Below are 22,521 nucleotides of genomic sequence, written 5' to 3' on the forward strand. Positions count from 1 at the left end.
AATCGATAAATGCTCAACAACCTCACCGATCGCCTTTCTCGCGTTGTTAAAACGATGCGGGGCCAAGCTCGCCTGACAGAAAGTAATACCGCCGAGATGCTGCGGGAAATCCGCTTAGCCCTGCTAGAGGCAGATGTCGCGCTGCCGGTGGTAAAAACCTTGCTTGAACAAATTAAAGTGCAGGCCTTGGGTGAAGCCGTCATAGGTAGTCTAAGTCCTGGTCAGGCGCTAGTAGGTGTTGTACAACGTGAATTGACCCAAGCGATGCAGGGCAATTTAAATGACAGTGGCGAGCTGAATTTGGCCACCCAACCCCCTGCAGTGATTTTGCTGGCGGGCCTGCAGGGCGCAGGTAAAACTACTTCGGTCGGTAAGTTAGCGAAATGGCTGCATGAGAAAAAGAAAAAAAAGGTGCTGACTGTTTCTTGCGACATTTATCGTCCTGCTGCCATTCAACAACTGCAAACAGTTAGCGCTCAAGTTGGCGTTGAATTTTTCCCCAGCTCGGTTGATCAACGCCCTGAAGTCATTGCTTTAGCTGCCCTCGATTGGGCCAAACGGCATTACTTTGACGTCCTCATTGTTGACACTGCTGGGCGCTTAGGCATTGATGCTGAGTTGATGGCAGAAATTCGTAACTTACATACTCAACTTAAACCGATTGAAACCCTTTTTGTTGTCGATGCCATGCTGGGTCAAGATGCTGTAAACACTGCCAAAGCCTTTCATGAGGCCCTGCCACTCACAGGCGTCATTTTGACTAAGCTTGACGGTGATGCTCGCGGAGGTGCGGCGCTCTCGGTGCGAGGCGTGACTGGCGTACCGCTCAAATTTATTGGTGTTGCTGAAAAAATGGATGGTCTTGAGCCATTTGATGCGGCACGCATGGCAAATCGCATTCTAGGCATGGGCGATATTCTGGCCTTAGTTGAACAAGCCCAAGAGCATGTTGATATTGCTAAAGCAGAAAAGTTAGCTAGCAAAATTCAAAAGGGGGGATTTGATTTAAATGACTTTCGCGCGCAAATTAGCCAAATGCAACAGATGGGCGGTATGGCCAATATGATGGATAAACTCCCAAGTCATTTAACCCAAGCTACCAATAAAGCAAATCTAGGGCAAGCCGATGCGCAGATAAAACGCATGCAAGGCATGATCGATAGCATGACCGCCAAAGAACGCAATAAGCCCGAATTACTCAAAGCCAGTAGAAAAAGGCGTATTGCTACTGGCGCTGGGGTGCAAGTGCAAGAGGTCAACCGCCTCTTAGCCCAATTTGAACAAATGCAAACCATGATGAAGCAATTTAAAGGCGGCAAAATGGCCCGCATGATGGGATCAATGGCAGCCCGGGGAGCCGCTAAAGGCTTAGGTGGTTTGTTTAAGAAATAAGTCGCGTACAGCAATAATGTGTTCTTTAATCTTCGCTAGCGGAATCATTTGTGCTTCACTTTCCGTACGCCCCTGAAATTCAACTTTTGCCTCTTTAAGGCCACGCTCTCCAACGACGACTCGAAATGGCACGCCAATTAATTCCCAATCGGCAAACATCGCACCTGGTCGTTCACCGCGATCATCCAAAATGACATCAATCCCTGCAGCAAGTAAATCGGCATACAAAGTATCGGCTGCTACGCGCACCACTTCTGATCGATCGTAATTCATCGGGCAAATTACCACTTCAAACGGAGCCATCGAGAGTGGCCAAATAATCCCGCGCTCATCATGACCCTGTTCTATTGCCGCGGCCAATAAACGCGTGACACCGATACCGTAACATCCCATCTCCATCGGTTGTGCCTGACCTTGAGCATCAAGATAAAGGCACTTCATTGCTTCAGAATAGCGTGTTCCTAACATAAATACGTGACCTACTTCAATGCCACGACAAATATCAACCATCCCTTTACCGTCGGGTGAGGGATCACCCACTACCGCATTGCGTAAATCGAAGACGCTCGCGTGAGGTAGGTCGCGCCCCCAATTGACGCCTTTAAAATGGTACCCAGCATCATTTGCACCACAGACAAAATCAGTCATATTGGCAACAGTACGATCAACCACAATCGTGACTGGTAGTTTTAAGCCAAGGGGACCAATGTAGCCAGGTGGTGAGCCACAGGCAGCAAGTACTTCGGCCTCGGTAGCAAAACGGAATGCTTCTAAGCCCGACACCTTACTAGCCTTCACTTCGTTGAGCTCATGATCGCCACGCAGCAGCAGCATAAATAAATTGGGCGGACCTTCTGCCTGATCTGCAGCTAGCAATAAAGATTTCACCATTTGCGGTAGTGGCAAGCCTAAAAACTGCGCTACCTTATCGCACTGAGTTTGCTCTGGCGTCGCCACTTTCTCTAAGGCTACACTTGGCACTCCGCCCTGCGGAATTAACGCTAGCGACTCAGCTGCCTCTAAATTTGCGGCGTAAGCAGAATCGGGACAATAAACAATAGCGTCTTCCCCAGTATCAGCAATTACATGAAACTCTTGGCTACCCGAACCGCCAATTGCGCCATTATCGGCCGTTACTGCGCGAAACTGTAAACCCATGCGCTTGAAGATACGAGTGTAGGCGTCAAACATCAATTGATAAGACTGCTTTAATCCAGCGGTATCGCGATCAAACGAGTAAGCATCTTTCATGGTGAACTCGCGTCCCCGCATAATGCCAAAGCGCGGGCGGCGTTCATCGCGAAATTTCGTTTGAATTTGATAGAAGTTAATTGGAAGTTGTTTGTAACTTTTAATTTCTGCGCGCGCTAAATCGGTAATGACCTCTTCAGAAGTGGGTTGAATAACAAAATCGCGTTGATGGCGATCTTGAATGCGCAAGAGCTCTGGGCCCATTTTTTCCCAGCGCCCAGTTTCTTGCCATAATTCGGCAGGCTGCACCACAGGCATCAGTAATTCAATTGCGCCAGCCCGATTCATTTCCTCACGAATAATATTTTCGACTTTACGAATGATCCTTAATCCGCATGGCAAATAAGAATAAATACCAGCGCTTAGCTTGCGTATTAAGCCGGCCCGCACCATTAGTTGATGAGAAACCACTTCGGCGTCGGCGGGCGCCTCTTTCAGGGTAACGAGAAATGACTGAGATGCTTTCATGTGTGGATATAATCAAATCATTGATTTTAAAGGATTCGGGGCACCATCATGCTCGACCGTGAAGGGTATAGACCCAATGTCGGCATTGTCCTCCTTAACGGCCATAACGACGTTTTCTGGGGAAAACGCGTTGGGCAGCATTCGTGGCAGTTCCCGCAGGGCGGGATTCAATATGGCGAGAGTCCTGAGCAAGCCATGTTCCGCGAATTGCACGAAGAGGTTGGCTTGCTGCCAGAACACGTCCAAATTATTGGGCGCACAAGGGATTGGCTTCGCTACGAAGTGCCCGAGGCATTTTTGCGTCGCCAAAATGCCGCTCGACCGCATCGCACCGCCTACCGTGGTCAAAAACAAATCTGGTTTTTACTGCGCTTAACTGGCTTGGACAGCGATATTCATCTGCGAGCTTCAGACCACCCTGAATTTGATGCTTGGCGTTGGCACCCCTACTGGATTGAATTAGCTACGGTAATTGATTTCAAACGAGAAGTGTATCAACTCGCACTATCTGAGCTAGCGCGCTTTATTACGAGTGGGATGCGCATGCAAGATGCCAGTTGGGGTGCCCCCCTTGAAGCTCATTCACCCCCCAAGAAAGCAGCCGATCTTGACTCAACCAAATAAATTGCCCCTAGGGCCACCGCTAGAGCGGCAACCGACAGGCTTGAGCTGGCCGCTTACCTTGCTTGTTGTCTGCCTGCTAAGTGCCTGTGCCGGCACCACACCGGATGCCTACGAAGATCCCTTTGCTCCCAAGATCTTTAAAGAAGATACCGTTGTGCCCCTACCTACTAAGCCGCCCAATACGGCGAATCTAATCCCTTTTCATGTATCTCAACACTCAGTTTTTAAATTTGCTATTGATCCTGATTCAATTCGTATCGACCCTGATGGCGTAACCCGCTATGTGCTGGTCATTACGAGTCCAAGCGGTAGTCAACAAATTAATTTTGAAGGTATTCGCTGCGAAACTTTTCAGTTTGCTTTGTACGCCACTCTCAATACCAACTCAATTTGGCAAGCGAATCAACGTAAAACCTGGACCGATATTAAAAATAATGAGGCGAATCGATACCACGGCGCACTAGCGCAAGGCGCGTTTTGCAACAATAAATCACAAGTAAAAAATAAAGGTTTAATCCTCGATTCCTTACGGCCGAATAAATTTACTGGTAAGCCCAATGCTGACGCACATCGTTTTTAACCTGCGGCGGCCTTGATGAGGGTACCAATTGGCAAACCCGCGACGATCTGATTGAGTACTTGCGGTTCATGCCCAGAAGCAATCACAGTAGATGCACCCGTTTGTGCAGCCGTTTTGGCGGCTAAAATTTTGGTGAGCATGCCGCCCTTGCTAATGGCGCTACCAACTCCGCCAGCCATTTTCTCAAGCAAGGGATCTCCGGCGCTAGCCTCTGTTACTAACGTTGCCGCCTGATCTTGGCGAGGATCGGCTGTAAATAAGCCACCCTGATCAGTGAGAATAATTAATAGATCAGCATGAATGAGATTAACTACCAAGGCAGCAAGATGATCGTTATCGCCAAATTTAATTTCATCGGTTACTACCGTGTCATTTTCATTAATGACAGGTACTACTCCTAGGCCTAATAGAGTATCTAACGTTGCTTTCGCATTAGCTCGACGCTCGGGGTGATCAAGATCGGCATTAGTTAGTAAAACTTGTGCACTCTGCAAATTAAAATGGGCAAAACAACTTTCATACATTTGCACCAAACCCATTTGCCCAACAGCCGCAGCAGCTTGAAGCTGATGAATTGCAGTTGGGCGCTCATGCCAAGCTAGGCGTTGCATGCCCTCAGCAATTGCCCCAGAACTTACCATTAATAGTTGATGACCAGCCTGTAAAAGCACCGCAACTTGCTCAGCCCAGCGTTCAATTGCTGCTCGATCTAAACCATCACCATTATTAGTGACTAGGCTAGAGCCCACTTTTACTACGATGCGTTTCATTGGCTGCGTTGTCATGACAAGGTTCTCAACTCAATTTTAATCTACCTGAATGCTGCGCAGGCTTGACTTTAGGGCTTATCTAAATCGATACTGCCTTGATAACGGGGATCGACAGCCTGTTCTTCTAATTTATCACGCTCTCGCCGTTTTGAATCGAGATAATCTTGCAAGGCATAGCATAGGCGATCGCAACCCTCGCCTGTTAAAGCTGAAATTTCAAAAACTGGGCCTGACCACTTAAAGCGTTTAATAAAATCAGCGATGGTTTTTTTTCGCTCTGCCTCAGGAATCATGTCGACTTTATTTAAAACTAGCCACCGTGGCTTTTCATACAAGGCTTCGTCGTATTTACGCAATTCGTTCACAATAGCTTTAGCATCAGCAACGTTATCAACCGCTTCATCGAAAGGAGCAATATCGATTAAGTGCAATAAAACTCCAGTACGTTGTAGATGTCGCAAAAACCGGTGCCCTAACCCAGCACCTTCGGCAGCACCCTCAATTAATCCGGGAATATCGGCAATCACAAAACTACGCTCTTGCCCAACCCGCACTACCCCTAAATTGGGGTGTAAGGTTGTAAATGGATAGTCGGCTATTTTGGGTCGTGCATTGGATACGGCGGTTATCAGGGTTGATTTACCAGCATTAGGCATACCCAACAAACCGACATCAGCCAAGACCTTTAATTCCAGCTTTAATTTTTTACGATCACCTTCTTTGCCGTTGGTTTTTTGACGGGGAGCACGATTAGTACTACTTTTAAAATGTATATTTCCCCAACCGCCTACTCCGCCTTCTGCTAAACAAAGACGCTCACCATGGGTCGTTAAATCAGCAATGGGCTCACCAGATTCAAAATCACTAATGATGGTGCCAACGGGCATTCTAAGTTCAATATCTTCGCCCGCACGACCGTAGCAATCTGCGCCACGCCCAGGCTCACCATTTTTAGCTAAATGGGTTTTAGCATAACGGTAATCGATGAGGGTATTAATATTGCGATCAGCAATCGCATACACACTGCCCCCTCGCCCACCATCTCCACCATCGGGGCCACCAAACTCAATGAATTTTTCACGCCGCATTGAGGCGCTACCTGCGCCACCGCTGCCAGCGATTACTTCAATTCGGGCTTCATCAATAAATTTCATAAATAAAAAAGGCCTCGCTAGCCGCGAGGCCTGCTTCTGAGGTTGGTGAATTTAGTTCAATTCGATTTAAACAAGCCATCGAATTGCCGTAAAACTGGTCTCAGCCAGGCGCCTAATAAAAATTTAGGCGGTAGGTGGTAAAACCGATACTTGCGCTTTATTCAACGCACCCTTGACGCTAAATTGCACTTGTCCGTTAATCAATGCAAATAAGGTGTGATCTTTACCAATACCTACATTGACGCCAGGATGTACCTTGGTGCCTCGTTGGCGAATAATGATGCTACCCGCATTAATATGCTCGCCACCGAACACTTTTACGCCTAGGCGTTTCGATTCTGAATCGCGACCGTTTCGTGTGGAACCGCCGCCTTTTTTCTGTGCCATTGTTCTTTCTCCTGCTTTACAACTTAAGCCTTATTAGGCTTTGATTGTGTTAATCAGAATTTCAGTGAAATTCTGACGATGACCTTGGTGCTTTTGATAATGCTTGCGCCGACGCATCTTGAAGATTGTCACTTTGTCATGACGTCCTTGGGAGATGACCGTGGCCATCACAGCGGCACCATTAACCAGTGGATCACCCAATTTGAGTGAAGCACCTTCGCCTACGGCGAGAACTTGGTCAAGGGTAATTTCGCTGCCGATATCCGCTGGTATCTGTTCTATTTTCAATTTTTCACCTGCAGCAACTTTATACTGTTTGCCACCGGTTTTTATGACCGCGTACATGGTAGAGACCTCAATTTAAGACAACTTTTAATCACTTTTGCGGCTAATCCACCAAGGATTAGCTAAGCCCATTATTATATCCTGCATGATAAGCAGTGTCAAAAACATCGATCTAGCCCCCATATTGGCCCCCATAGCCCCTGATTTAAAGGCTTTGGATGAGGTGATTAAGCGTCGTCTTGCTTCCGAAGTGGCCTTAATTGATCAAATTTCCAGCTATATTATCCAAGCCGGCGGTAAGCGCATTCGGCCTACCTTGCTCTTACTTACCGCAAAAGCCTTAGCGCATGGTCAAGATACCCCCCATACCCTTGAGATCGCCGCCGTAGTGGAGTTTATTCATACCGCCACCCTATTGCACGATGATGTTGTCGATGAATCAACCCTGCGCCGCGGTCGCGAAACTGCCAATGCTGCTTTTGGTAATGCCGCTAGCGTGCTGGTGGGGGATTTTTTGTATTCACGCGCTTTCCAAATGATGGTGACACCAAATGATTTACGCATCATGCAAATCCTCTCGGACGCTACTAATACGATTGCCGAAGGCGAGGTGTTACAGCTACTGAATATGAATGACCCCGAGGTCAGCGAGTCAAGCTATTTGCAAGTCATTCGCTATAAAACCGCAAAACTATTTGAGGCTTCGGCAGAGTTGGGTGCTTTATTAGCCCGTTCTTCAGAAATTGATCGAGAGTTAGCCGCCGCTTTTGGTCGGCATATTGGCACTGCCTTTCAACTCATGGATGACATGCTTGATTACACTGCCAATGCAGCACAAATGGGCAAAAATGCTGGCGATGATTTACGTGAAGGCAAACCGACCTTGCCACTGATTTTTTTGTTAGAGAACGGTAGTCAAGACGAGCGTTTACTAGTGCGTGAAGCAATCACCCAAAACACTGATCTACCTGACGATGTTTTTAGTCAAATATTAAAAGCGGTGCAAGATTCAGGTGCACTGGAATATACCCACCAAGCGGCTGAGCGCGAAGCGAATTTAGCCTTGGCAACAATTCGTAATTTTCCTGACAATGAAGCAACTGCGGCCTTACGAGCCTTGTGTGCCTATTCACTAAATCGGCAAACCTAAGCTGCCGCGCTAAAATACCTTCAGCAACACGGAATGTAGCGCAGCCTGGTAGCGCACCTCGTTCGGGACGAGGGGGTCGGAGGTTCGAATCCTCTCATTCCGACCACTTAATTCTTATGAGAATAAATTGATAATATGGCTCAATGGCTTCGTTTTAATCATCACAGCAAGGCCTACTTTGGCCAATTAAATCAAGCCCAAATTTCGGTGTATGAAGGCAATCTTTTTGATCGCCCTCAGGCCACAGGCGAATCTTTTGCGCTTGCAGAAGTTGAGCTTGATATACCTTGTGTGCCCTCAAAAATGGTGGCTTTAGTTGATAATTTTTATGCTTTGGTTGAAAAATTAGCCCATGCTGTGCCAGCTGAGCCGCTCTATTTTCTCAAAGGCAATAACTCATTTCTTGCTGCCGGTAAAACTATTTGCCTACCAAAATCTTATAGCGGTAAAGTAGTTTATGAAGGTGAACTTGGAATTGTGATTGGTAAAAAATCACAAGACTTAACTGAAACTGAAGCCTTAGAAGCTATTTTTGGCTATACCTGCATCAATGATGTAACCGCAATTGAAATTTTACAAAAAGACCCTGGCTTTGCCCAGTGGACGCGCGCTAAAAGCTTCGATACCTTTGGGGTGTTTGGGCCTTACATCACGACTGATATAGATCCGCTGAGCTTGCGTATTCAAACCATTTTGAATGATCAAGAACGGCAAAACTATCCCGTGGCAGATATGATTTTCCCGCCAGCAAAACTCGTTAGCTTGCTATCCCAACAGATGACGCTTGAAGCCGGCGATGTCATTGCCTGCGGTACTTCAATCGGGGTAGGCAGTATGAAACCAGACAGCACAGTTAGCATTGTGATTGAGGGCCTTGGCACCCTCACCAACCAGTTTGCCTAGTTGTGACTGAAGCTGCCTTGCTATCGAAGCAGCGTCACTAGAATTCTGTCGGGTGCCTTTGTATTAATACCCAGTTGCAAAAGGTAAAGCTAAGCTTGCCTTGGCATGTTGCACATTGACATCTAAAAACTTGGTTAAAGCATAAACACTGCTCAAACAGGGTGTAGGTATTTGCACAATTTGACCTAGTTCAATTACCGATCCTAATAAGGCATCAATTTCCAGCGCTCGTCCTGCTTCTAAATCTTGCAACATAGAGGTTTTATGTTGACCCACTTTTTCGGCGCCGGCAATACGACGATCGATATCTACCCGAAATGTTACGCCCAATTTTTCCCCAATGAGCTGAGCTTCCATCATCATGTTTCGGGCTAGCTCGCGGGTGAGAGGGTACTGACAAATTCCTTCCAGATGACCATGGGTCAACGCACTAATGGGATTGAAAGTCATATTTCCCCAAAGCTTAAGCCAGATTTCGGCACGAATATCATCCAAAATAGGTGACTTGAAGCCCGCTTCAGCCATTAAGTTAGTAATCTGTTGAATTCGCTCTGACTTGCTGCCATCAAGCTCACCCATGGGAAAGCGGGTTCCCTCAACGTGACGGATGACCCCGGGGGCTTGAGTTACGGTTGCCGGATAAACGACGCAACCAATAATGTTGGCTGGATTGATGGCCCGCATAATGGCTGCGCCTGGATCAACTGTCTCAACCGAATGATTTTCATATGGCCCAGCAAGCTTCTGAAAATACCACCATGGAATGCCATTTTGCATGGGGATTAAAATTGTCTCGGGGCCAATGATGTTGACTAAATCGCCTACTAGCGGCTCTACTTGATGCGCCTTTACTGCCAAAATTACCAAGTCGGGCTTACCTGCTTCAGTCAACTTTTCTACCGCCCGTACTTCAGCGTGTAATGGCTCTGGCAGATCTTCCATAATGAGGGCCAAGCCACGCTCTTGAATTGCGCGCAAGGTTGCACCACGGGCGACCACCGTTACCTCATTACCGGCTCGGGCTAACATCACTGCTAAATACCCGCCAATTGCACCACCCCCGCCCACTATACAAATCTTCATTTCATTCTCTTCCGTCTTGACTGTAATCTGCCTTCACTCCAATCAACCCATAGCAGATAATTAATGTAACTTCACATGAGGCTCGGTGCGCCGCGTGATGAGCCGCGCTAGAGTATCTAAGGTTGTCTTTACCCAACCGTGCAATGCCAATTCATGTAATTTATACAACGATAAATACATCATTTTAGCAAATAATCCTTCGATCATGATGGAGCCGCCTATTAACCCACCCATCATATTACCTACCGTACTAAATTTACCAAGCGATACCAAGGAGCCAAAATCTCGGTAATAGTAGGGCTTCAGTTCCTGGCCAACCAAACACCGTTGAATTTGTTGATATAAATGATTTGCCTGCTGGTGTGCGGCTTGTGCGCGCGGCGGCACAACACCTCCCTTGCCACCATGCGATTCTGGCCATGGACAAGCAGCGCAATCGCCCATAGCAAAAATACGAGGATCACGAGTGGTCTGGAGAGTTTGTAATACTTGTAACTGATTAAGGCGATTGGTTTCCAGCCCATTCATGTCTTTTAAAAACTCAGGTGCTTTCACTCCCGCGGCCCAAACCACTAATTCGGCCGGCAAAATTTGTCCATTTTCAAACTGTACGCCATCGGGTAAAACAGCGGCCACCTTCGAATTGACATACACATCAACGCCAAGGTTTTTTAACAAAACTTCGGTGGCTAGTGATAAGCGCACGGGTAAGGCGGGCAAAATTCGATCGGCAGCCTCAATCACATTAATCTGTAAATCTTTATTTGGATCGACTCGATCTAAGCCGTAAGCTACGACTTCGCGCGTGGTGCGATAGAGTTCTGCGGCCAATTCAACGCCAGTTGCACCAGCGCCAATAATGGCAACATGAAGTTGGCCCGCTTTCAACGGTGTCTTTTGCGCTTGCGCCCGAATACAGTCATTTAACATGCGCGTATGAAAACGCTCAGCATCCAATGGTGATTCAAGTCTGAGGGCATATTCAGCGACCCCTGGAGTGCCAAAGTCATTCGTTAGGCTACCAACTGCAAGTACCAAAATATCGTAGCGCAATTTACGCGCTCCCATCACTTCATGGCCGCCTTCATCTAAGTATGGGTTGAGGAAAATGAGTTGTTGGGCGCGGTCAAGGCCAGTCATTTCCCCAATTCGATACTCAAAATGATGCCAATGGGCTTGCGCCATATAGTCAACTTCATGCTGGCCTAAATCCATACTACCGGCAGCAATCTCATGCAGTTTTGGCTTCCAAATATGGGTACGGTTCTTATCTACCAGAATGATCCGCGCTTTGCCTTTGCGGCCTAGAGTATTACCAAGACGAGTAGCTAACTCAAGGCCGCCAGCACCACCGCCCACAATCACAATCTGCTTCACTAAATGCTCAACTAGCCGAAGGGGCCATTAAGTCGAACGGTATCCCAATTTAAAACAATGGCAATGCTTACCCAAATTAAATAAGGCAACATTAGTAAGCTCGACTTTGGTGAATAGTGGCGAGTGGTATAAATAATTGCCAATACCGATAGCCATAAAAGACTAGCCTCATAAAGAGCCCAATCAGGTCGCTCTAGGCGGAAATATAAAAAACTCCAAAGTAAATTACAGAGCCCATTTAGTACAAATAAAAGGCTTAGGTGGCGCACCGCTGTGGGGGCGGGATTTCGATCCCAAGCGATGACCCAGGCCGTGCCAGAACAGATAAATATAGCCGACCAAATAGGCCCAAATAACCAATCGGGCGGTTTCCAAAAGGGTTCTTTTAAGGCGTGATACCAAGCGTCTAAATTGGTTGCCCAGCCACCTAAAATAGCAACGGATAACCCCCAAATAAGGGCAACGATAACGGGTTTTCTAAACATAGTCATAACTTACTTTACACCCTTAGCAAATAAACTTTAGACCTTAATCAAACCAAAAAGGTGCGCCAGATCTTTAAAGAAGATGCGAATATGCGCTAAAGGATCGCGTTTTGCGAGCTTTTTATTCATATACGCGTCAAAAGTGAGTTTTTGCACATCCTTATCTTCGCAAATCTTTACAAAGCGCTCGCGCCGTTTATCGCTGATATACCAAAACCATTGCATAATCCCCAACACCAAAAAGACTTTGCCGTGTTCACGCATAAAACGCTTACGTGCCTTAGCTAGACTCTTCGGATTATTGGTCAATAAAAGTTCACTCACTGACTCAGCCGCCAAGCGCCCACCAACCATGGCGTAATAAATACCTTCGCCCGAAGCTGGTGCCACCACTCCTGCTGCATCACCAGCTAACACCACATCGCGATTGTTGTCCCATTTTTTTAGCGGCTTCATCGGTAGCGGTGCACCTTCATGACGCAGCATTTCAATATTTTCGAGGCCAGTAATTTTTTTTAAGTCAGCCACTGCACTACGTAATGAAAACCCTTTGTCTGCACTACCAGTGCCAATACTCATCGTTTTGCCATGAGGGAAAATCCAGCCGTAAAAATCGGGAGAGATCGTACCTTGATAAAAAACATCGCAGCGTGAACCATCAAAATCTGCCGGCGGCAGATCGGGTGTACGCACAATTTCATGATAAGCAAAAACATATTCAACGTCTTTGGCACTGGGGATAGCAGCCCGACCAACGCCAGATTTAGCGCCATCAGCGCCAATAATTGCTTTTGCCTTCACGGCCATTGAGGTATTGGGCTCATTTTTATTACTAGAGCGAACCATGTAGTGAACAATGCTGACCCCATCGGTATCACGTGACAATTTTTCAAAATTACCAACACGCCGTTCACAACCATCATTCGCTGCGCGTACCCGCAACCACTCATCAAATTGATCGCGATCAACCATTCCCACAAAGCCACCTTCAATTGGAATGTCGACTTTATTATTTTTGGGTGAGATCATGCGCGCTGACTTTGCTTTCGCAACCAAGAGCTCATCTGGAATTTCAAAATCTTGAATGAGTCGCGGCGGTATTGCACCCCCGCATGGCTTGATACGACCCGCTCGATCAAGCAATAACACCTTATGACCTAAGCGCGCCAAATCGCCTGCAGCAGTTGCACCTGCTGGACCGCCGCCAACGACGACGGCATCAAAAAGTTCATACGAATTCATACTTTTATCCTTCAGGCATTAATTTAAATTCGATACAGCAAAAGCGCTAACCATCATTCCAGCAACAAATAAAGGCACGCCAAAACCACTTAAAAATAAAGCGCGCTTAATGGGGTCACGCAAAAAATATAGCATCATCACGCCTTGTCCTAGCATTAAGCTCGCAATAACAAGAGCGCGCCAAGGCATATCCCATGCAAATAAAATGAGCACAATGATCGCTTGTGGAAATAACATCAAGCTACAAGCATTGATTGCTGCACCACGAACACCGAGTTGCACGGGTATAGACCGCACACCCATTTGACGATCTCCGTCGATAGCCTTGAAATCGTTCAAGGTCATAATGCCGTGGGCCCCAATACTATACAAAACCGCCAGCATAATCGATGCCTTTGACGGCATAGCATCACCCATCATCACTGCAGTGCCGGTGAACCAAGCAATACCCTCATAGGCAAGTCCACATGCCGCATTACCCCACCAACCATTTTGTTTTAGGCGCAAAGGCGGAGCGCTATAAGCCCAAGCCAAGCCCAAGCCAACGAGGGTTGCAATAAAGGCCCAGGGGCTAATGTAATAGCCTAATACCGCAGAAAGTAAAGTCCAGATGATGGCCACATAAAGCCCCCAATAGCCGGGCATTCTGCCCGAGGGAATGGGTCTTTGCGGCTCATTAATAGCATCCACATGTCGATCAAACCAATCGTTTACCGCCTGGCTTGCTGCACACACTAGGGGCCCAGCCAAAATAATGCCGGCTAACAATATTGGCCAGTGCCCGGAAAATGGGACACCTGCAGCAATTGCACCGCAAGCAAACGCCCACATCGGCGGAAACCAAGTAATGGGTTTTAAAAGCTCAAGGGCAGCACTGCCCGATGGCCAGATGCGGCTGAGGCTCATAGGCGCTAGGCGCGAAAGCTCCATCTCCATAATCCCTCAGAGCTAATGGGTAGTACCATCAAAATATGTTCAAGAATCGCCAAAGACAACAAGGTTCCTAAGATAGTGCAGGAGGTAATTTGATAGGGGCTGGCTCCAACCGCAAAAGCGGCCTGCCAAATTGGCACCGCCACTACCGTCGCAGCAATAACCGAAATCGGCAATAAAGGATTCATTAAGCTGCGCGAAAAATAGCTATGAATATATTTCAGATGGTTCGGTAAAAAATTTTCGTTGAGATTTAGTACCCCTAAAAATAAGTTCAACTTAGCACTCTGGCGCATGCTCCATAAAATAATAAATGTCCAAAAAGCGGTTTGATTTACCCCACCCCAACTCGCTACCGTTACCACAATTGCCAACACAATCAGGGCTATTTCATGATGTTGTATGGTTTGAAAGGCGAAGCCTACTTTCTTCCACCCCCTAGCTTCGGGTGGGCAAGCAATACGCCGTGGGCCCGTTATAAAACCCAATAAAAAACCAATTTCCTGCCAAGCCCATACTAATAGTGCACATGTAAAACCGCAATAAGCAGCGGCTACAGTATCCATAGAGCTGCTGGTTTTAATGCCAACAATGGCAAATAGCATGACGCATCCACTCAACCAAAAAGTTCCCTGATACGTTGTCGGAGAGCGTTGGTTCAAAAATAAAATAATACCGGTGCCAAACCACCAAGCAAAGATAGTAAAAAGCAGTGGCCAGAGATACATACTCATGATTTTTTAAAATGACTTACCAAGTCGGCACCATCCGCACTGAACTAGGCAAGGCATTGTCGTTCACTGGCAAAAAATAGACGCGAATAAACTCAATACCAACTTGTGCGCCCAACCATGCAACATGTATTTTTTTAAACCAAGTTGACTGTTTTTTTACTGCTTCCATGCGGATAAACAGCGCTAACATTCGCTCCAAGCCCTGATAAAAACGTGGGTCATCGAGATTCAAGGTCACCGGAAATACTTGCTTAGTAATTTCATTGGTAATTTGCAGAACTTGGCGATCATAGTCGGCAGGTGAAATCTGTAATGCCTTATATAACTGGGGGCGTGAATGATCTCGTACATACATCGTGGCATAGACTGCCAAAATAAAAAAGCGAATCCAATATTTATTGATGCCGGTTAGTAATTTTGGATTTGCACGCATGATTAAGGCAAATGATTCACCATGCCGAAACTCATCGTTACACCATTTTTCAAACCATAAAAATATCGGGTGAAAACGCAACTCGGGCTTACGCTCAATTTGCCTAAAAATCGTAATGTAACGCGCATAGCCAATTTTTTCTGAAAGATAAGTGGCGTAGTAGATAAATTTTGGCTTGAAGTAAGTATATTTTTTTGTTTTTGCTAAAAACCCCAAATCAATCCCTATCCCAAAATCTTTGAGCCACTGATTAATAAATCCTGCATGGCGGCTTTCGTCGCGGGCCATATAGCCAAACAAGGTACGCATATCTTCATTTTTTACTTTGCGTTTAATTTCGGCATACAAAATACAACCTGAAAATTCAGATGTAATTGAGCTAATTAAAAAGTCAACGAATTCATCGTAGAGCTCCGGATCTACTTTTGAATAATCTTTATCCATGTCGGCAGGACGCTGGAAGTGATCGTTGTTGGTATCAGCCTCATATTCAACCATCAGTGCATCCCACTCACGGCGTAAGCTATCGATCTTGACTCGATCAATTTCAGCAAAATCTGTAGTGTAAAAACGCGGGCTTAATACAGCGTCTTCGAGTGCGCGCTCGGTCGATGAGTTTAACTGGGCTGTTTTGCTCATTTGCGAGCCGAGCAAGGTTTCCACACTCTCCATTTTGACTTCCATTATTTCTGCTCCTTAACAGGCTTTGTCAACATCCGTAAAAAATTTTCAGCATTAGTTGGCCCGAATGAATCCAAATCAACCTTACGTTTCGTTACTGGATCAATCAAAGTTAGACGACCGTCGGTATGGCCAATTAATTCGAAAGGCCTTGAGCTATCAAAACCCTCACGCTTTCGCTCTTGCGCTAAGCCACGCAAGACGCCCCTTACAAAACCACTCTCACCAACCACGCTATCAATTTGCTGCCCACTGATGAACTCAATTACTGCAATCGATCCATCGGCACGATCTTCAAAGCGTAATTGGCGAACTTGTTGAGTGGGAGCATATGGCTCACCAATATCATGACCCTGCAAACTGACCATGGCGACCCAAGTAAAAGTGAGCAGCATGACTGAAATTACCGCAATTCCCATACCCCTGGGAATTAATTTAGGTTCCAAGGTCAATCTCATGCGACTTGTTCTTCTACTGCCAACTCAGCAAATGCATTACCGGTACTGACATTACTCATCGCCTGATGGGCATGAACAGTCTGCCATGCGCTAGTTAGTTGCTGAGCAACAACAGTGACATTGGGAATACTGCGGAGCATGGGTTCAGGGTGGGCAAAATACCAAGGACGAGCGTGCGGCCACAAATGAAAATAGGCGATTTTGTCGCTAGCCGCTAATTGCAAAGGAATATTACCAGTGCCATCAGCAAACTCATGGATATCGGCACGCACAATACGCTTGAAAGGTAAATTAAAACTGACTGTGAGAACAATGCCTACTCGCATTACAACGCGTTGATTGGTAAGGGTATAAACCGTTGTTTGCGCTGCTAAATAAGCTAAATACGCAACTAAACCTAAGCCTAGTAAAGATAAAGCAATCACTAATGCAATACTGCCCAGCTCGGCGGACCAAGCCACATCACCTAGTGCAACCGAAATAATTTTGGCCAAAATAATGAAACTAAAATAAGCACTTAAAGCGGGCAGGTGGAAAGCATGACGCGCCAATGAAAACCAATTGGGGCTGCCCTGCCATAAAATTTGCTCGCCAGCTGGCAAGGCTTCTGGTAAGCCATAGCTTGACTCAAATTCATGCTCTGGCGAGCGGTGAAGCAATTTCATATTAAGGGCTCTCGCCGTTCGGGGGTGGCATACAAGGTTCCCCCGCCGTAATACGCCATAACCCGCTCTTCTTCGAGCATGGTAATTTGGTCCTGACTTTTAATTGTGGGCACTTCTGCAAACTGCTTTCCTAAAATAGACTCGACTGCAATTTTCTTACTCTGTACACGCGCAAAATTCATTGGTAGCATCACCTTGCGACTACCATTTTCAGCAGTTGTTTCTAATTCTAAATAACGAATCACCATCTCGGCACGATCAACCCAAATCTCTTTAATGACCCCACCGCGTGCGCCATCAGCACCAATTACTGGCAAGCCCCGGGGGTCGATATCCGGTTTCGCAACTGCAAAGCCCGGCAAAATACGCATGGGCACAATCACTGGCTGGCCCTCAAAAGTTACATCTGGATAGTCGGGGCGATTGGCATACGAGCCAGGACCTACGGCGGCTAACATGGGATTACCAATGGGCTCAAGTGGGGCGCCATTAAAACGGTGCGCGGGACGCGCATTGCTAATAACATCTAATGGTTCTGAGCGCGGATTAAGCACATCACCATGAAATTGAGTTTTAAATACTTTAGGCGGGGGCATGCCAATTAAACCCGGATTACGCCTGATCTTGCCAGCTTGGTCATATTCCAAGGGAAAGCCTTCACGCTTACTTTCAAGCGTAAGGTAATAAATTAAGCCGAAAAAGAATGCCCAAAACACATAAAGTATGAGTTGCGCTAAATCAACATATTGTGTAATTGCTCCGGTTCCCATAATCAATTTCCTTTTAATTAAACAAACTTACAAGCATCCACTACCCTGGTAATTCAGCTAAACCAAACTTTTTATCAACGGTACTTTCTGCCATCATCTTGGTCGGCCGGTATGCGACTAAGGGCCCGAGCACAATTAAAGTGGCAAATAGTAAATAAAACTCGAGGTGATACACAAAACTGTAGCCTGTTGCGTTAGAGTCAAGGGCAGAGCCCAATAGCCCTGATTGGGCTAAGCTTGAAATTAAATCGCGAATTAAGCCGCCTAAAGCAATCGCCAAGCCCGCAGCCGTAGCCTGTACTGCTCCCCAAGCTCCCAATACCAACCCATTCATATCATCGGTTTCAAATGACATTGCCGCAGTTAAGGTACTGACGGAAAATAAGCCGCCGCCAAAACCAATGAGGAAGGCACCACAACGAAACAGCCAAGGCGACTGCAATGGCTCAGAAAAAATGACGCAAGTAAACGCCAGAATACCTAATAGGGCGCCAATTGCAGCTAAGCGATAAGCCTCAATACTGCGATTCAAGCATTTAGCGGCCAAGGCAAAAGCGCAAATTGCGCCTAACGCCGTTATAAAAGTCAGTACAGTGGTAGAACTAACAGATAAGTGGAGGACTTCAGCTCCGTAGGGCTCCAAAATAATATCTTGCATACTAAATGCGGCGGTTCCAATGCCTAGGGCCAATAAAAATCGCAGCACTTTTTTTTGCGCAGAAAATAATTTCCACGACTCACTGAAACTTTTGCGTGGCAAATGCGGGGCAGTTAAATGCGGCTGCCGTGCCTCTTGTTTCCATAAAGCAATTAAATTCAAAATTAAGGTGAGGCTAGCGGCGCCTTGAATCACCCTAATTAATAGCACTGGTGTGAAATCAATTAAAAGAAATCCCAAAACTAAACTACTAGCTGCCATACCCACTAAAAGCATTAAATACATTAAAGCAACTACTCTTGGGCGAAGGCTGGGGGTACTTAAATCACACGCTAAAGCGAGTCCAGCAGTTTGTGTAGTTTGCATGCCGGCTCCAACTAATAAAAAGGCCAAACCACATGCACCTTCACCAAACCACATGGGCCAATGCGTATCTCCTGAAAGTAAAATTAACGCAAAGGGCATGATCGCTAAGCCGCCAAATTGCAACCACGTACCAATCCAAATATAAGGCACCCGACGCCAACCTAAAACAGATTTATGGCGATCGCTGCGATGGCCAATTAAGGCTCTAAATGGCGCAAACAATAAAGGGAGTGCCACCATTAAAGCCACTAAACCTGCGCTGACATGCAACTCAATAATCATGATGCGATTGAGCGTGCCAATTAATAAAGCTGCTGCCAAACCCACTGAGAACTGAAATAGGGATAAACGCAAGAGGCGACTCAAGGGTAATTCAGCCGTGGCGACATCCGCAAATGGCATAAAGCGTGAGCTGAGACGAGGGAAGCGAGGTTGAAAACGCATGATCTGGTTTACTGTCGCCCTAAAGCCATGGCTTGTGATTTATAAAACCCGCGAGAGATTTTTTTACTGCCAATAATTTGCCATGCGCTTAAATCTTCACCCATCTCGATTAACTTGGCAAGTTTTTTTTCTGCTACCGGTTCAATGAAAGGGGCGCGATCGCCGCGAGGAAATAACCGTCCCACACTAATTAGGGCTGCTAGGAATAGGGTTTTTGGGGCAAAGGTAAATATAATTGCCTGGTGCGTGCGTGCTGCCAGTAAGCCTAAGGCCTTAGTAATGTCTGCACGGTTGTAATGAATCATCGAATCCATACACACCACATAATCAAATTCCCCTAAGGCGGGGTCTAACATATCACCCGCAAGAAACTCAATTGAGCCTGTGCCCAAATCGGTCGGCACGCGTTCTCGACCCAATTGCACCAGGGTAGGAGAAATATCAATCGCCATCACACGCGCGCCCCGGCGTGCTAAATCGACTGCTAATAAACCAGTGCCACAGCCAGCATCAAGCACGCGCTTACCAGTTAAATCAAGAGGTAAGTAGGCCAATATTGTCTTACGCATCTCATCACGACCCGCCCGCACCGTTGCACGAATGCCGCTTACTGGGGCTGATGTAGTTAGTCTTGCCCACGCCTCAACCGCAGTACGATCAAAGTACTGTTCTAGTTGATTGCGTTTATCGACATAAGAGCGATGTTGCATGGCCCAGCCTTTATTAATCAAAGCCCAGTAAATCAAATATATCGCGGTCCTTCATTGGCTCAGCTGGCAATGGTGCGGTGCCAACCCAAAGCGCTGCAGCCAAACGCATATATTCTTTTTTTACTGCTTCTAGTTCTGGTGAATCTTCCATCTCAAATAAGGTCGATTTTTTTAAGCGACTACGACGGATGACATCTAAATCGGGGAAATGGGCCATCGTTTTCAAGCCCACCCGTTCATTAAACTTATCGATTTGATCAGTAGCATTACTGCGATTAGCGATCACACCACCTAAACGCACGTTGTAATTTTTCGCCTTAGCACCAATTGCTTGCACAATTCGATTCATGGCAAAGATGGAATCAAAATCATTGGCAGTTACAATTAAAGCGCGATCAGCATGTTGCAAGGGTGCAGCAAACCCGCCGCACACCACATCACCAAGCACATCAAAAATCACCACGTCGGTATCATCGAGTAAGTGATGTTCTTTCAGTAATTTAACCGTTTGACCAACGACATAGCCCCCACAACCAGTACCAGCCGGTGGCCCGCCCGCTTCAACACACATCACGCCGTTGTAACCTTCATAAACAAAATCTTCGACCCGTAACTCTTCCGAATGAAAGTCGACCCGCTCTAAAACGTCGATCACCGTAGGCATTAATTTTTTAGTGAGGGTAAAAGTCGAATCATGCTTTGGATCGCAACCAATTTGAATAACGCGCTTACCTAATTTGGAGAAGGCTACTGATAAATTCGAGGAAGTGGTGCTTTTACCAATGCCGCCTTTACCGTAAACCGCGAATACTTTTGCTTTGCCAATTTTGACGCTCGGGTCAAGTTCAACTTGCACACTTCCCTCGCCATCTGGTGGCCGTACTCGTCCAGTTTGGCTAATTGGTATATTCGTTACTTCCATGGTAAATCCCCTAGGTTATCCGCACATTAGCGGCTGTAATACGCTTTTGCATCGTAAAGTGTTTCAATCGAAATTGTTTGTACGCCCTGTTCCAAAGCAAAACGTTCGGTATTTCGTTTAGCTTTACCGCGCACAAAAAATGGAATCTTTTTCAACTCCGATTGCGCCTCGTCATCCCAAATTGAAATCAACTCTTGCGAATTTGTAGTCATACGAGTTTCTGTCTCAGGCTTCCGCTCTAATGTCGAGCCATGACCCAAATGAGAAGGCATCGCCTCTTCATGGAATTCACTATCGCCTCTAAACATCCCAATAAGATGCTCTTCTAGGCCCATCATTAATGGATGCACCCAAGTATCAAACAACACATTCGCACCCTCAAAGCCCATTTGTGGCGAGTAGCGTGCTGGAAAATCTTGTACATGAACTGGGGCTGAAATAACCGCACAAGGAATCTTCAGGCATTTAGCAATGTGTCGCTCCATTTGCGAGCCCAAAATTAATTCAGGCTGTAGTTCAGCAATAGCTCGCTCAACCGTCAAATAGTCATCTGTGATTAAGGCTTCAATGCCGTACAGAGTAGCAGCCTCACGAACCTCGCGGGCTAATTCACGGCTATAGGTACCCAAACCTACAACTTGAAAGCCCATTTCTTCATGCGCTACTTTAGCGGCAGCGATGGCATGGGTGGCATCGCCAAAGATGAAAACCCGTTTATTAGTTAAATAGGTTGAATCAACCGAGAGTGCATACCAACGCGCCCGTGAATTATTGACTAGCGCGTCTACATCGCACTCAATACCAGCTAAAGTGCAAACTTCTTCAATAAATTGGCGCGTGGCTTTAAAGCCAATCGGGATAGTTTTAGTGTTAGCTTGATTGAAGTTACGCGCTAGCCATTGCGCCGCCGAATTGGCAATTTCTGGATAGAGCACCACATTGAAATCGGCCTCATGCAAACGGGCAATATCGCTTGGTCTTGCGCCTAATGGTGCAACAACATTTACTTCAACGCCAATCTGGTTCAGTAAGCGGGTAATCTCGGTCACATCGTCTCGATGCCGAAAACCTAAAGCAGTTGGGCCTAAAATATTACAACGTGGCTTTTGATTGGCGAGTCGGGGGGTTCTTTTCACACCAGGTGCTAAAGCATGTTCAGCGCCTAATAAACGCACCATTTGATAAAACGTTTCTGCTGCGCCCCAATTTTCTTTCTTTTGATAGGCAGGAAGTTCTAAGGGCAAAACTGGTAAGGGTAAATTCAGTGCGGCAGCCAAACCACCAGGATCATCTTGAATTAATTCAGCGGTACATGAAGATCCCACCATAAGGAGTTCTGGCTTAAACCGTTCGTAGGCATTGCGCGCTGCCTCTTTAAATAATTCAGCTGTGTCGCTACCTAAATCACGGGCTTGAAAAGTGGTGTAAGTAACGGGTGGACGACGATGATTACGCTCGATCATGGTGAACAATAAATCAGCATAGGTATCACCTTGGGGCGCATGCAGTACATAGTGCACACCCTCCATGCCGGTTGCAATTCGCATCGCTCCCACATGCGGAGGTCCTTCGTAGGTCCATAAGGTTAGTTGCATA

At 46.5% G+C, this 22,521-nt stretch carries 22 protein-coding genes, 1 tRNA gene and 2 pseudogenes; 6 read left to right on the plus strand and 19 right to left on the minus strand.

Translation table 11 applies throughout. The features are described 5' to 3' along the window. Positions 1 to 9: 9 nt before the first annotated feature. The gene (gene ffh, locus LZT21_RS00580; RefSeq protein WP_233923116.1) at positions 10 to 1,392 is read left to right on the plus strand and encodes a signal recognition particle protein; all 1,383 of its coding nucleotides are present in this window, start codon (positions 10 to 12) and stop codon (positions 1,390 to 1,392) included. Here ffh and LZT21_RS00585 read toward each other — a convergent pair. Further along, positions 1,369 to 3,111 (minus strand): proline--tRNA ligase, encoded by a 1,743-nt coding sequence (locus tag LZT21_RS00585; protein ID WP_233989080.1) that lies wholly within the window; start codon positions 3,109 to 3,111, stop codon positions 1,369 to 1,371. The two genes, ffh and LZT21_RS00585, sit on opposite strands and share 24 nt — an antisense overlap. A 48-nt stretch (positions 3,112 to 3,159) precedes the next feature. On the opposite strand from LZT21_RS00585, the pseudogene LZT21_RS00590 reads away from it, so the two are divergent. Next, positions 3,160 to 3,675: pseudogene (locus LZT21_RS00590) on the plus strand (RNA pyrophosphohydrolase); the annotation flags it as partial. A gap of 43 nt (positions 3,676 to 3,718) precedes the next feature. After that, positions 3,719 to 4,315 (plus strand): CNP1-like family protein, encoded by a 597-nt coding sequence (locus tag LZT21_RS00595; RefSeq protein ID WP_233923119.1) that lies wholly within the window; start codon positions 3,719 to 3,721, stop codon positions 4,313 to 4,315. Between the two features lie 8 nt (positions 4,316 to 4,323). On the opposite strand, the pseudogene proB reads toward LZT21_RS00595, so the two are convergent. The 4 genes and pseudogenes from proB to rplU all read right to left on the minus strand — a co-directional run. Next, positions 4,324 to 5,100 (minus strand): annotated as a pseudogene (proB, locus tag LZT21_RS00600) (glutamate 5-kinase); the annotation flags it as partial. 53 nt (positions 5,101 to 5,153) lie between these two features. After that, positions 5,154 to 6,239: a GTPase ObgE gene (obgE, locus tag LZT21_RS00605; RefSeq protein WP_233923120.1), complete on the minus strand. Its 1,086-nt coding sequence runs from the start codon at positions 6,237 to 6,239 to the stop codon at positions 5,154 to 5,156. Positions 6,240 to 6,362: 123 nt separating this feature from the next. Further along, a complete protein-coding gene (gene rpmA, locus LZT21_RS00610) occupies positions 6,363 to 6,626 on the minus strand; it encodes a 50S ribosomal protein L27 (RefSeq protein WP_233923121.1) in 264 nt (87 codons plus the stop codon). Positions 6,627 to 6,659: 33 nt separating this feature from the next. Further along, positions 6,660 to 6,971 (minus strand): 50S ribosomal protein L21, encoded by a 312-nt coding sequence (rplU, locus tag LZT21_RS00615; RefSeq protein ID WP_233923122.1) that lies wholly within the window; start codon positions 6,969 to 6,971, stop codon positions 6,660 to 6,662. An 85-nt stretch (positions 6,972 to 7,056) separates the two neighbouring features. On the opposite strand from rplU, the gene LZT21_RS00620 reads away from it, so the two are divergent. The 3 genes from LZT21_RS00620 to LZT21_RS00630 all read left to right on the plus strand — a co-directional run bounded on the left by LZT21_RS00620 (position 7,057) and on the right by LZT21_RS00630 (position 8,964). Then, positions 7,057 to 8,061: a polyprenyl synthetase family protein gene (locus LZT21_RS00620; RefSeq protein ID WP_233923123.1), complete on the plus strand. Its 1,005-nt coding sequence runs from the start codon at positions 7,057 to 7,059 to the stop codon at positions 8,059 to 8,061. Positions 8,062 to 8,090: 29 nt separating this feature from the next. Next, positions 8,091 to 8,167 (plus strand) — tRNA-Pro (locus LZT21_RS00625). A gap of 29 nt (positions 8,168 to 8,196) precedes the next feature. Continuing rightward, the gene (locus LZT21_RS00630; RefSeq protein ID WP_233989081.1) at positions 8,197 to 8,964 is read left to right on the plus strand and encodes a fumarylacetoacetate hydrolase family protein; all 768 of its coding nucleotides are present in this window, start codon (positions 8,197 to 8,199) and stop codon (positions 8,962 to 8,964) included. A 63-nt stretch (positions 8,965 to 9,027) separates the two neighbouring features. Here the strand turns inward: LZT21_RS00630 and LZT21_RS00635 are convergent, their stop codons facing one another. Genes LZT21_RS00635 through bchB form a run of 14 tightly spaced genes read right to left on the minus strand, consistent with a single transcriptional unit; the run spans position 9,028 to position 22,520 of the window. Further along, positions 9,028 to 10,047: a 2-dehydropantoate 2-reductase gene (locus tag LZT21_RS00635; protein WP_233923125.1), complete on the minus strand. Its 1,020-nt coding sequence runs from the start codon at positions 10,045 to 10,047 to the stop codon at positions 9,028 to 9,030. A 60-nt stretch (positions 10,048 to 10,107) separates the two neighbouring features. Beyond that, on the minus strand, positions 10,108 to 11,424 hold the full coding sequence (locus tag LZT21_RS00640; protein ID WP_233923126.1) for an NAD(P)/FAD-dependent oxidoreductase: 1,317 nt from the start codon (positions 11,422 to 11,424) through the stop codon (positions 10,108 to 10,110). Positions 11,425 to 11,435: 11 nt separating this feature from the next. Then, positions 11,436 to 11,915, minus strand: a complete 480-nt coding sequence (locus LZT21_RS00645; protein WP_233923127.1) for a TspO/MBR family protein — start codon at positions 11,913 to 11,915, stop codon at positions 11,436 to 11,438. A 30-nt stretch (positions 11,916 to 11,945) separates the two neighbouring features. Continuing rightward, positions 11,946 to 13,151, minus strand: coding sequence for a geranylgeranyl diphosphate reductase (locus LZT21_RS00650; protein ID WP_233923128.1), 1,206 nt, complete (start codon positions 13,149 to 13,151; stop codon positions 11,946 to 11,948). An 18-nt stretch (positions 13,152 to 13,169) separates the two neighbouring features. Beyond that, complete coding sequence (gene chlG / locus LZT21_RS00655) at positions 13,170 to 14,057, minus strand: chlorophyll synthase ChlG (RefSeq protein ID WP_233934919.1); 888 nt, start codon at positions 14,055 to 14,057, stop codon at positions 13,170 to 13,172. A gap of 5 nt (positions 14,058 to 14,062) precedes the next feature. After that, a complete protein-coding gene (puhE, locus tag LZT21_RS00660) occupies positions 14,063 to 14,818 on the minus strand; it encodes a putative photosynthetic complex assembly protein PuhE (protein ID WP_233989082.1) in 756 nt (251 codons plus the stop codon). A gap of 16 nt (positions 14,819 to 14,834) precedes the next feature. Then, positions 14,835 to 15,935, minus strand: coding sequence for a magnesium-protoporphyrin IX monomethyl ester (oxidative) cyclase (gene acsF, locus LZT21_RS00665; protein WP_233923131.1), 1,101 nt, complete (start codon positions 15,933 to 15,935; stop codon positions 14,835 to 14,837). After that, the gene (gene puhC / locus LZT21_RS00670) at positions 15,935 to 16,390 is read right to left on the minus strand and encodes a photosynthetic complex assembly protein PuhC (protein ID WP_233923132.1); all 456 of its coding nucleotides are present in this window, start codon (positions 16,388 to 16,390) and stop codon (positions 15,935 to 15,937) included. The genes acsF and puhC overlap by 1 nt, the downstream gene beginning before the upstream one ends. Next, positions 16,387 to 17,055 carry a photosynthetic complex putative assembly protein PuhB gene (gene puhB / locus LZT21_RS00675; protein ID WP_233989083.1) on the minus strand — a complete coding sequence of 223 codons (669 nt, stop codon included), beginning with the start codon at positions 17,053 to 17,055 and terminating at the stop codon, positions 16,387 to 16,389. The genes puhC and puhB overlap by 4 nt, the downstream gene beginning before the upstream one ends. Further along, positions 17,052 to 17,825, minus strand: a complete 774-nt coding sequence (gene puhA / locus LZT21_RS00680) for a photosynthetic reaction center subunit H (protein WP_233923134.1) — start codon at positions 17,823 to 17,825, stop codon at positions 17,052 to 17,054. Before puhA ends, puhB begins: the two co-directional genes overlap by 4 nt. Before the next feature lie 40 nt (positions 17,826 to 17,865). After that, on the minus strand, positions 17,866 to 19,293 hold the full coding sequence (locus LZT21_RS00685; protein ID WP_233923135.1) for a BCD family MFS transporter: 1,428 nt from the start codon (positions 19,291 to 19,293) through the stop codon (positions 17,866 to 17,868). Between the two features lie 8 nt (positions 19,294 to 19,301). After that, positions 19,302 to 20,003: a magnesium protoporphyrin IX methyltransferase gene (gene bchM / locus LZT21_RS00690; protein WP_233934913.1), complete on the minus strand. Its 702-nt coding sequence runs from the start codon at positions 20,001 to 20,003 to the stop codon at positions 19,302 to 19,304. A 13-nt stretch (positions 20,004 to 20,016) separates the two neighbouring features. Then, entirely contained in the window at positions 20,017 to 20,925 is a 909-nt protein-coding gene (gene bchL, locus LZT21_RS00695) for a ferredoxin:protochlorophyllide reductase (ATP-dependent) iron-sulfur ATP-binding protein (protein WP_233923137.1), read from the minus strand. Positions 20,926 to 20,951: 26 nt separating this feature from the next. After that, on the minus strand, positions 20,952 to 22,520 hold the full coding sequence (gene bchB / locus LZT21_RS00700; RefSeq protein WP_233989084.1) for a ferredoxin:protochlorophyllide reductase (ATP-dependent) subunit B: 1,569 nt from the start codon (positions 22,518 to 22,520) through the stop codon (positions 20,952 to 20,954). Position 22,521: the final 1 nt, after the last annotated feature.

The sequence above is a fragment of the Polynucleobacter sp. IMCC 30228 genome (assembly GCF_021395205.1).
Lineage (GTDB): Bacteria > Pseudomonadota > Gammaproteobacteria > Burkholderiales > Burkholderiaceae > Polynucleobacter.

Excerpts from the sequence above, each read along its gene's own strand:
- puhA (WP_233923134.1), bottom strand. The coding sequence starts at position 17,825 with ATGGGAACCGGAGCAATTACACAATATGTTGATTTAGCGCAACTCATA.
- LZT21_RS00635 (WP_233923125.1), bottom strand. The coding sequence starts at position 10,047 with ATGAAGATTTGTATAGTGGGCGGGGGTGGTGCAATTGGCGGGTATTTA.
- chlG (WP_233934919.1), bottom strand. The coding sequence starts at position 14,057 with ATGAGCCTCAGCCGCATCTGGCCATCGGGCAGTGCTGCCCTTGAGCTT.
- puhE (WP_233989082.1), bottom strand. The coding sequence starts at position 14,818 with ATGAGTATGTATCTCTGGCCACTGCTTTTTACTATCTTTGCTTGGTGG.
- acsF (WP_233923131.1), bottom strand. The coding sequence starts at position 15,935 with ATGGAAGTCAAAATGGAGAGTGTGGAAACCTTGCTCGGCTCGCAAATG.
- LZT21_RS00585 (WP_233989080.1), bottom strand. The coding sequence starts at position 3,111 with ATGAAAGCATCTCAGTCATTTCTCGTTACCCTGAAAGAGGCGCCCGCC.
- LZT21_RS00630 (WP_233989081.1), top strand. The coding sequence starts at position 8,197 with ATGGCTCAATGGCTTCGTTTTAATCATCACAGCAAGGCCTACTTTGGC.
- ffh (WP_233923116.1), top strand. The coding sequence starts at position 10 with ATGCTCAACAACCTCACCGATCGCCTTTCTCGCGTTGTTAAAACGATG.
- rpmA (WP_233923121.1), bottom strand. The coding sequence starts at position 6,626 with ATGGCACAGAAAAAAGGCGGCGGTTCCACACGAAACGGTCGCGATTCA.
- obgE (WP_233923120.1), bottom strand. The coding sequence starts at position 6,239 with ATGAAATTTATTGATGAAGCCCGAATTGAAGTAATCGCTGGCAGCGGT.
- bchB (WP_233989084.1), bottom strand. The coding sequence starts at position 22,520 with ATGCAACTAACCTTATGGACCTACGAAGGACCTCCGCATGTGGGAGCG.
- LZT21_RS00650 (WP_233923128.1), bottom strand. The coding sequence starts at position 13,151 with ATGAATTCGTATGAACTTTTTGATGCCGTCGTCGTTGGCGGCGGTCCA.
- bchL (WP_233923137.1), bottom strand. The coding sequence starts at position 20,925 with ATGGAAGTAACGAATATACCAATTAGCCAAACTGGACGAGTACGGCCA.
- bchM (WP_233934913.1), bottom strand. The coding sequence starts at position 20,003 with ATGCAACATCGCTCTTATGTCGATAAACGCAATCAACTAGAACAGTAC.
- puhB (WP_233989083.1), bottom strand. The coding sequence starts at position 17,055 with ATGAAATTGCTTCACCGCTCGCCAGAGCATGAATTTGAGTCAAGCTAT.
- LZT21_RS00685 (WP_233923135.1), bottom strand. The coding sequence starts at position 19,293 with ATGCGTTTTCAACCTCGCTTCCCTCGTCTCAGCTCACGCTTTATGCCA.
- LZT21_RS00645 (WP_233923127.1), bottom strand. The coding sequence starts at position 11,915 with ATGACTATGTTTAGAAAACCCGTTATCGTTGCCCTTATTTGGGGGTTA.
- rplU (WP_233923122.1), bottom strand. The coding sequence starts at position 6,971 with ATGTACGCGGTCATAAAAACCGGTGGCAAACAGTATAAAGTTGCTGCA.
- LZT21_RS00620 (WP_233923123.1), top strand. The coding sequence starts at position 7,057 with ATGATAAGCAGTGTCAAAAACATCGATCTAGCCCCCATATTGGCCCCC.
- puhC (WP_233923132.1), bottom strand. The coding sequence starts at position 16,390 with ATGAGATTGACCTTGGAACCTAAATTAATTCCCAGGGGTATGGGAATT.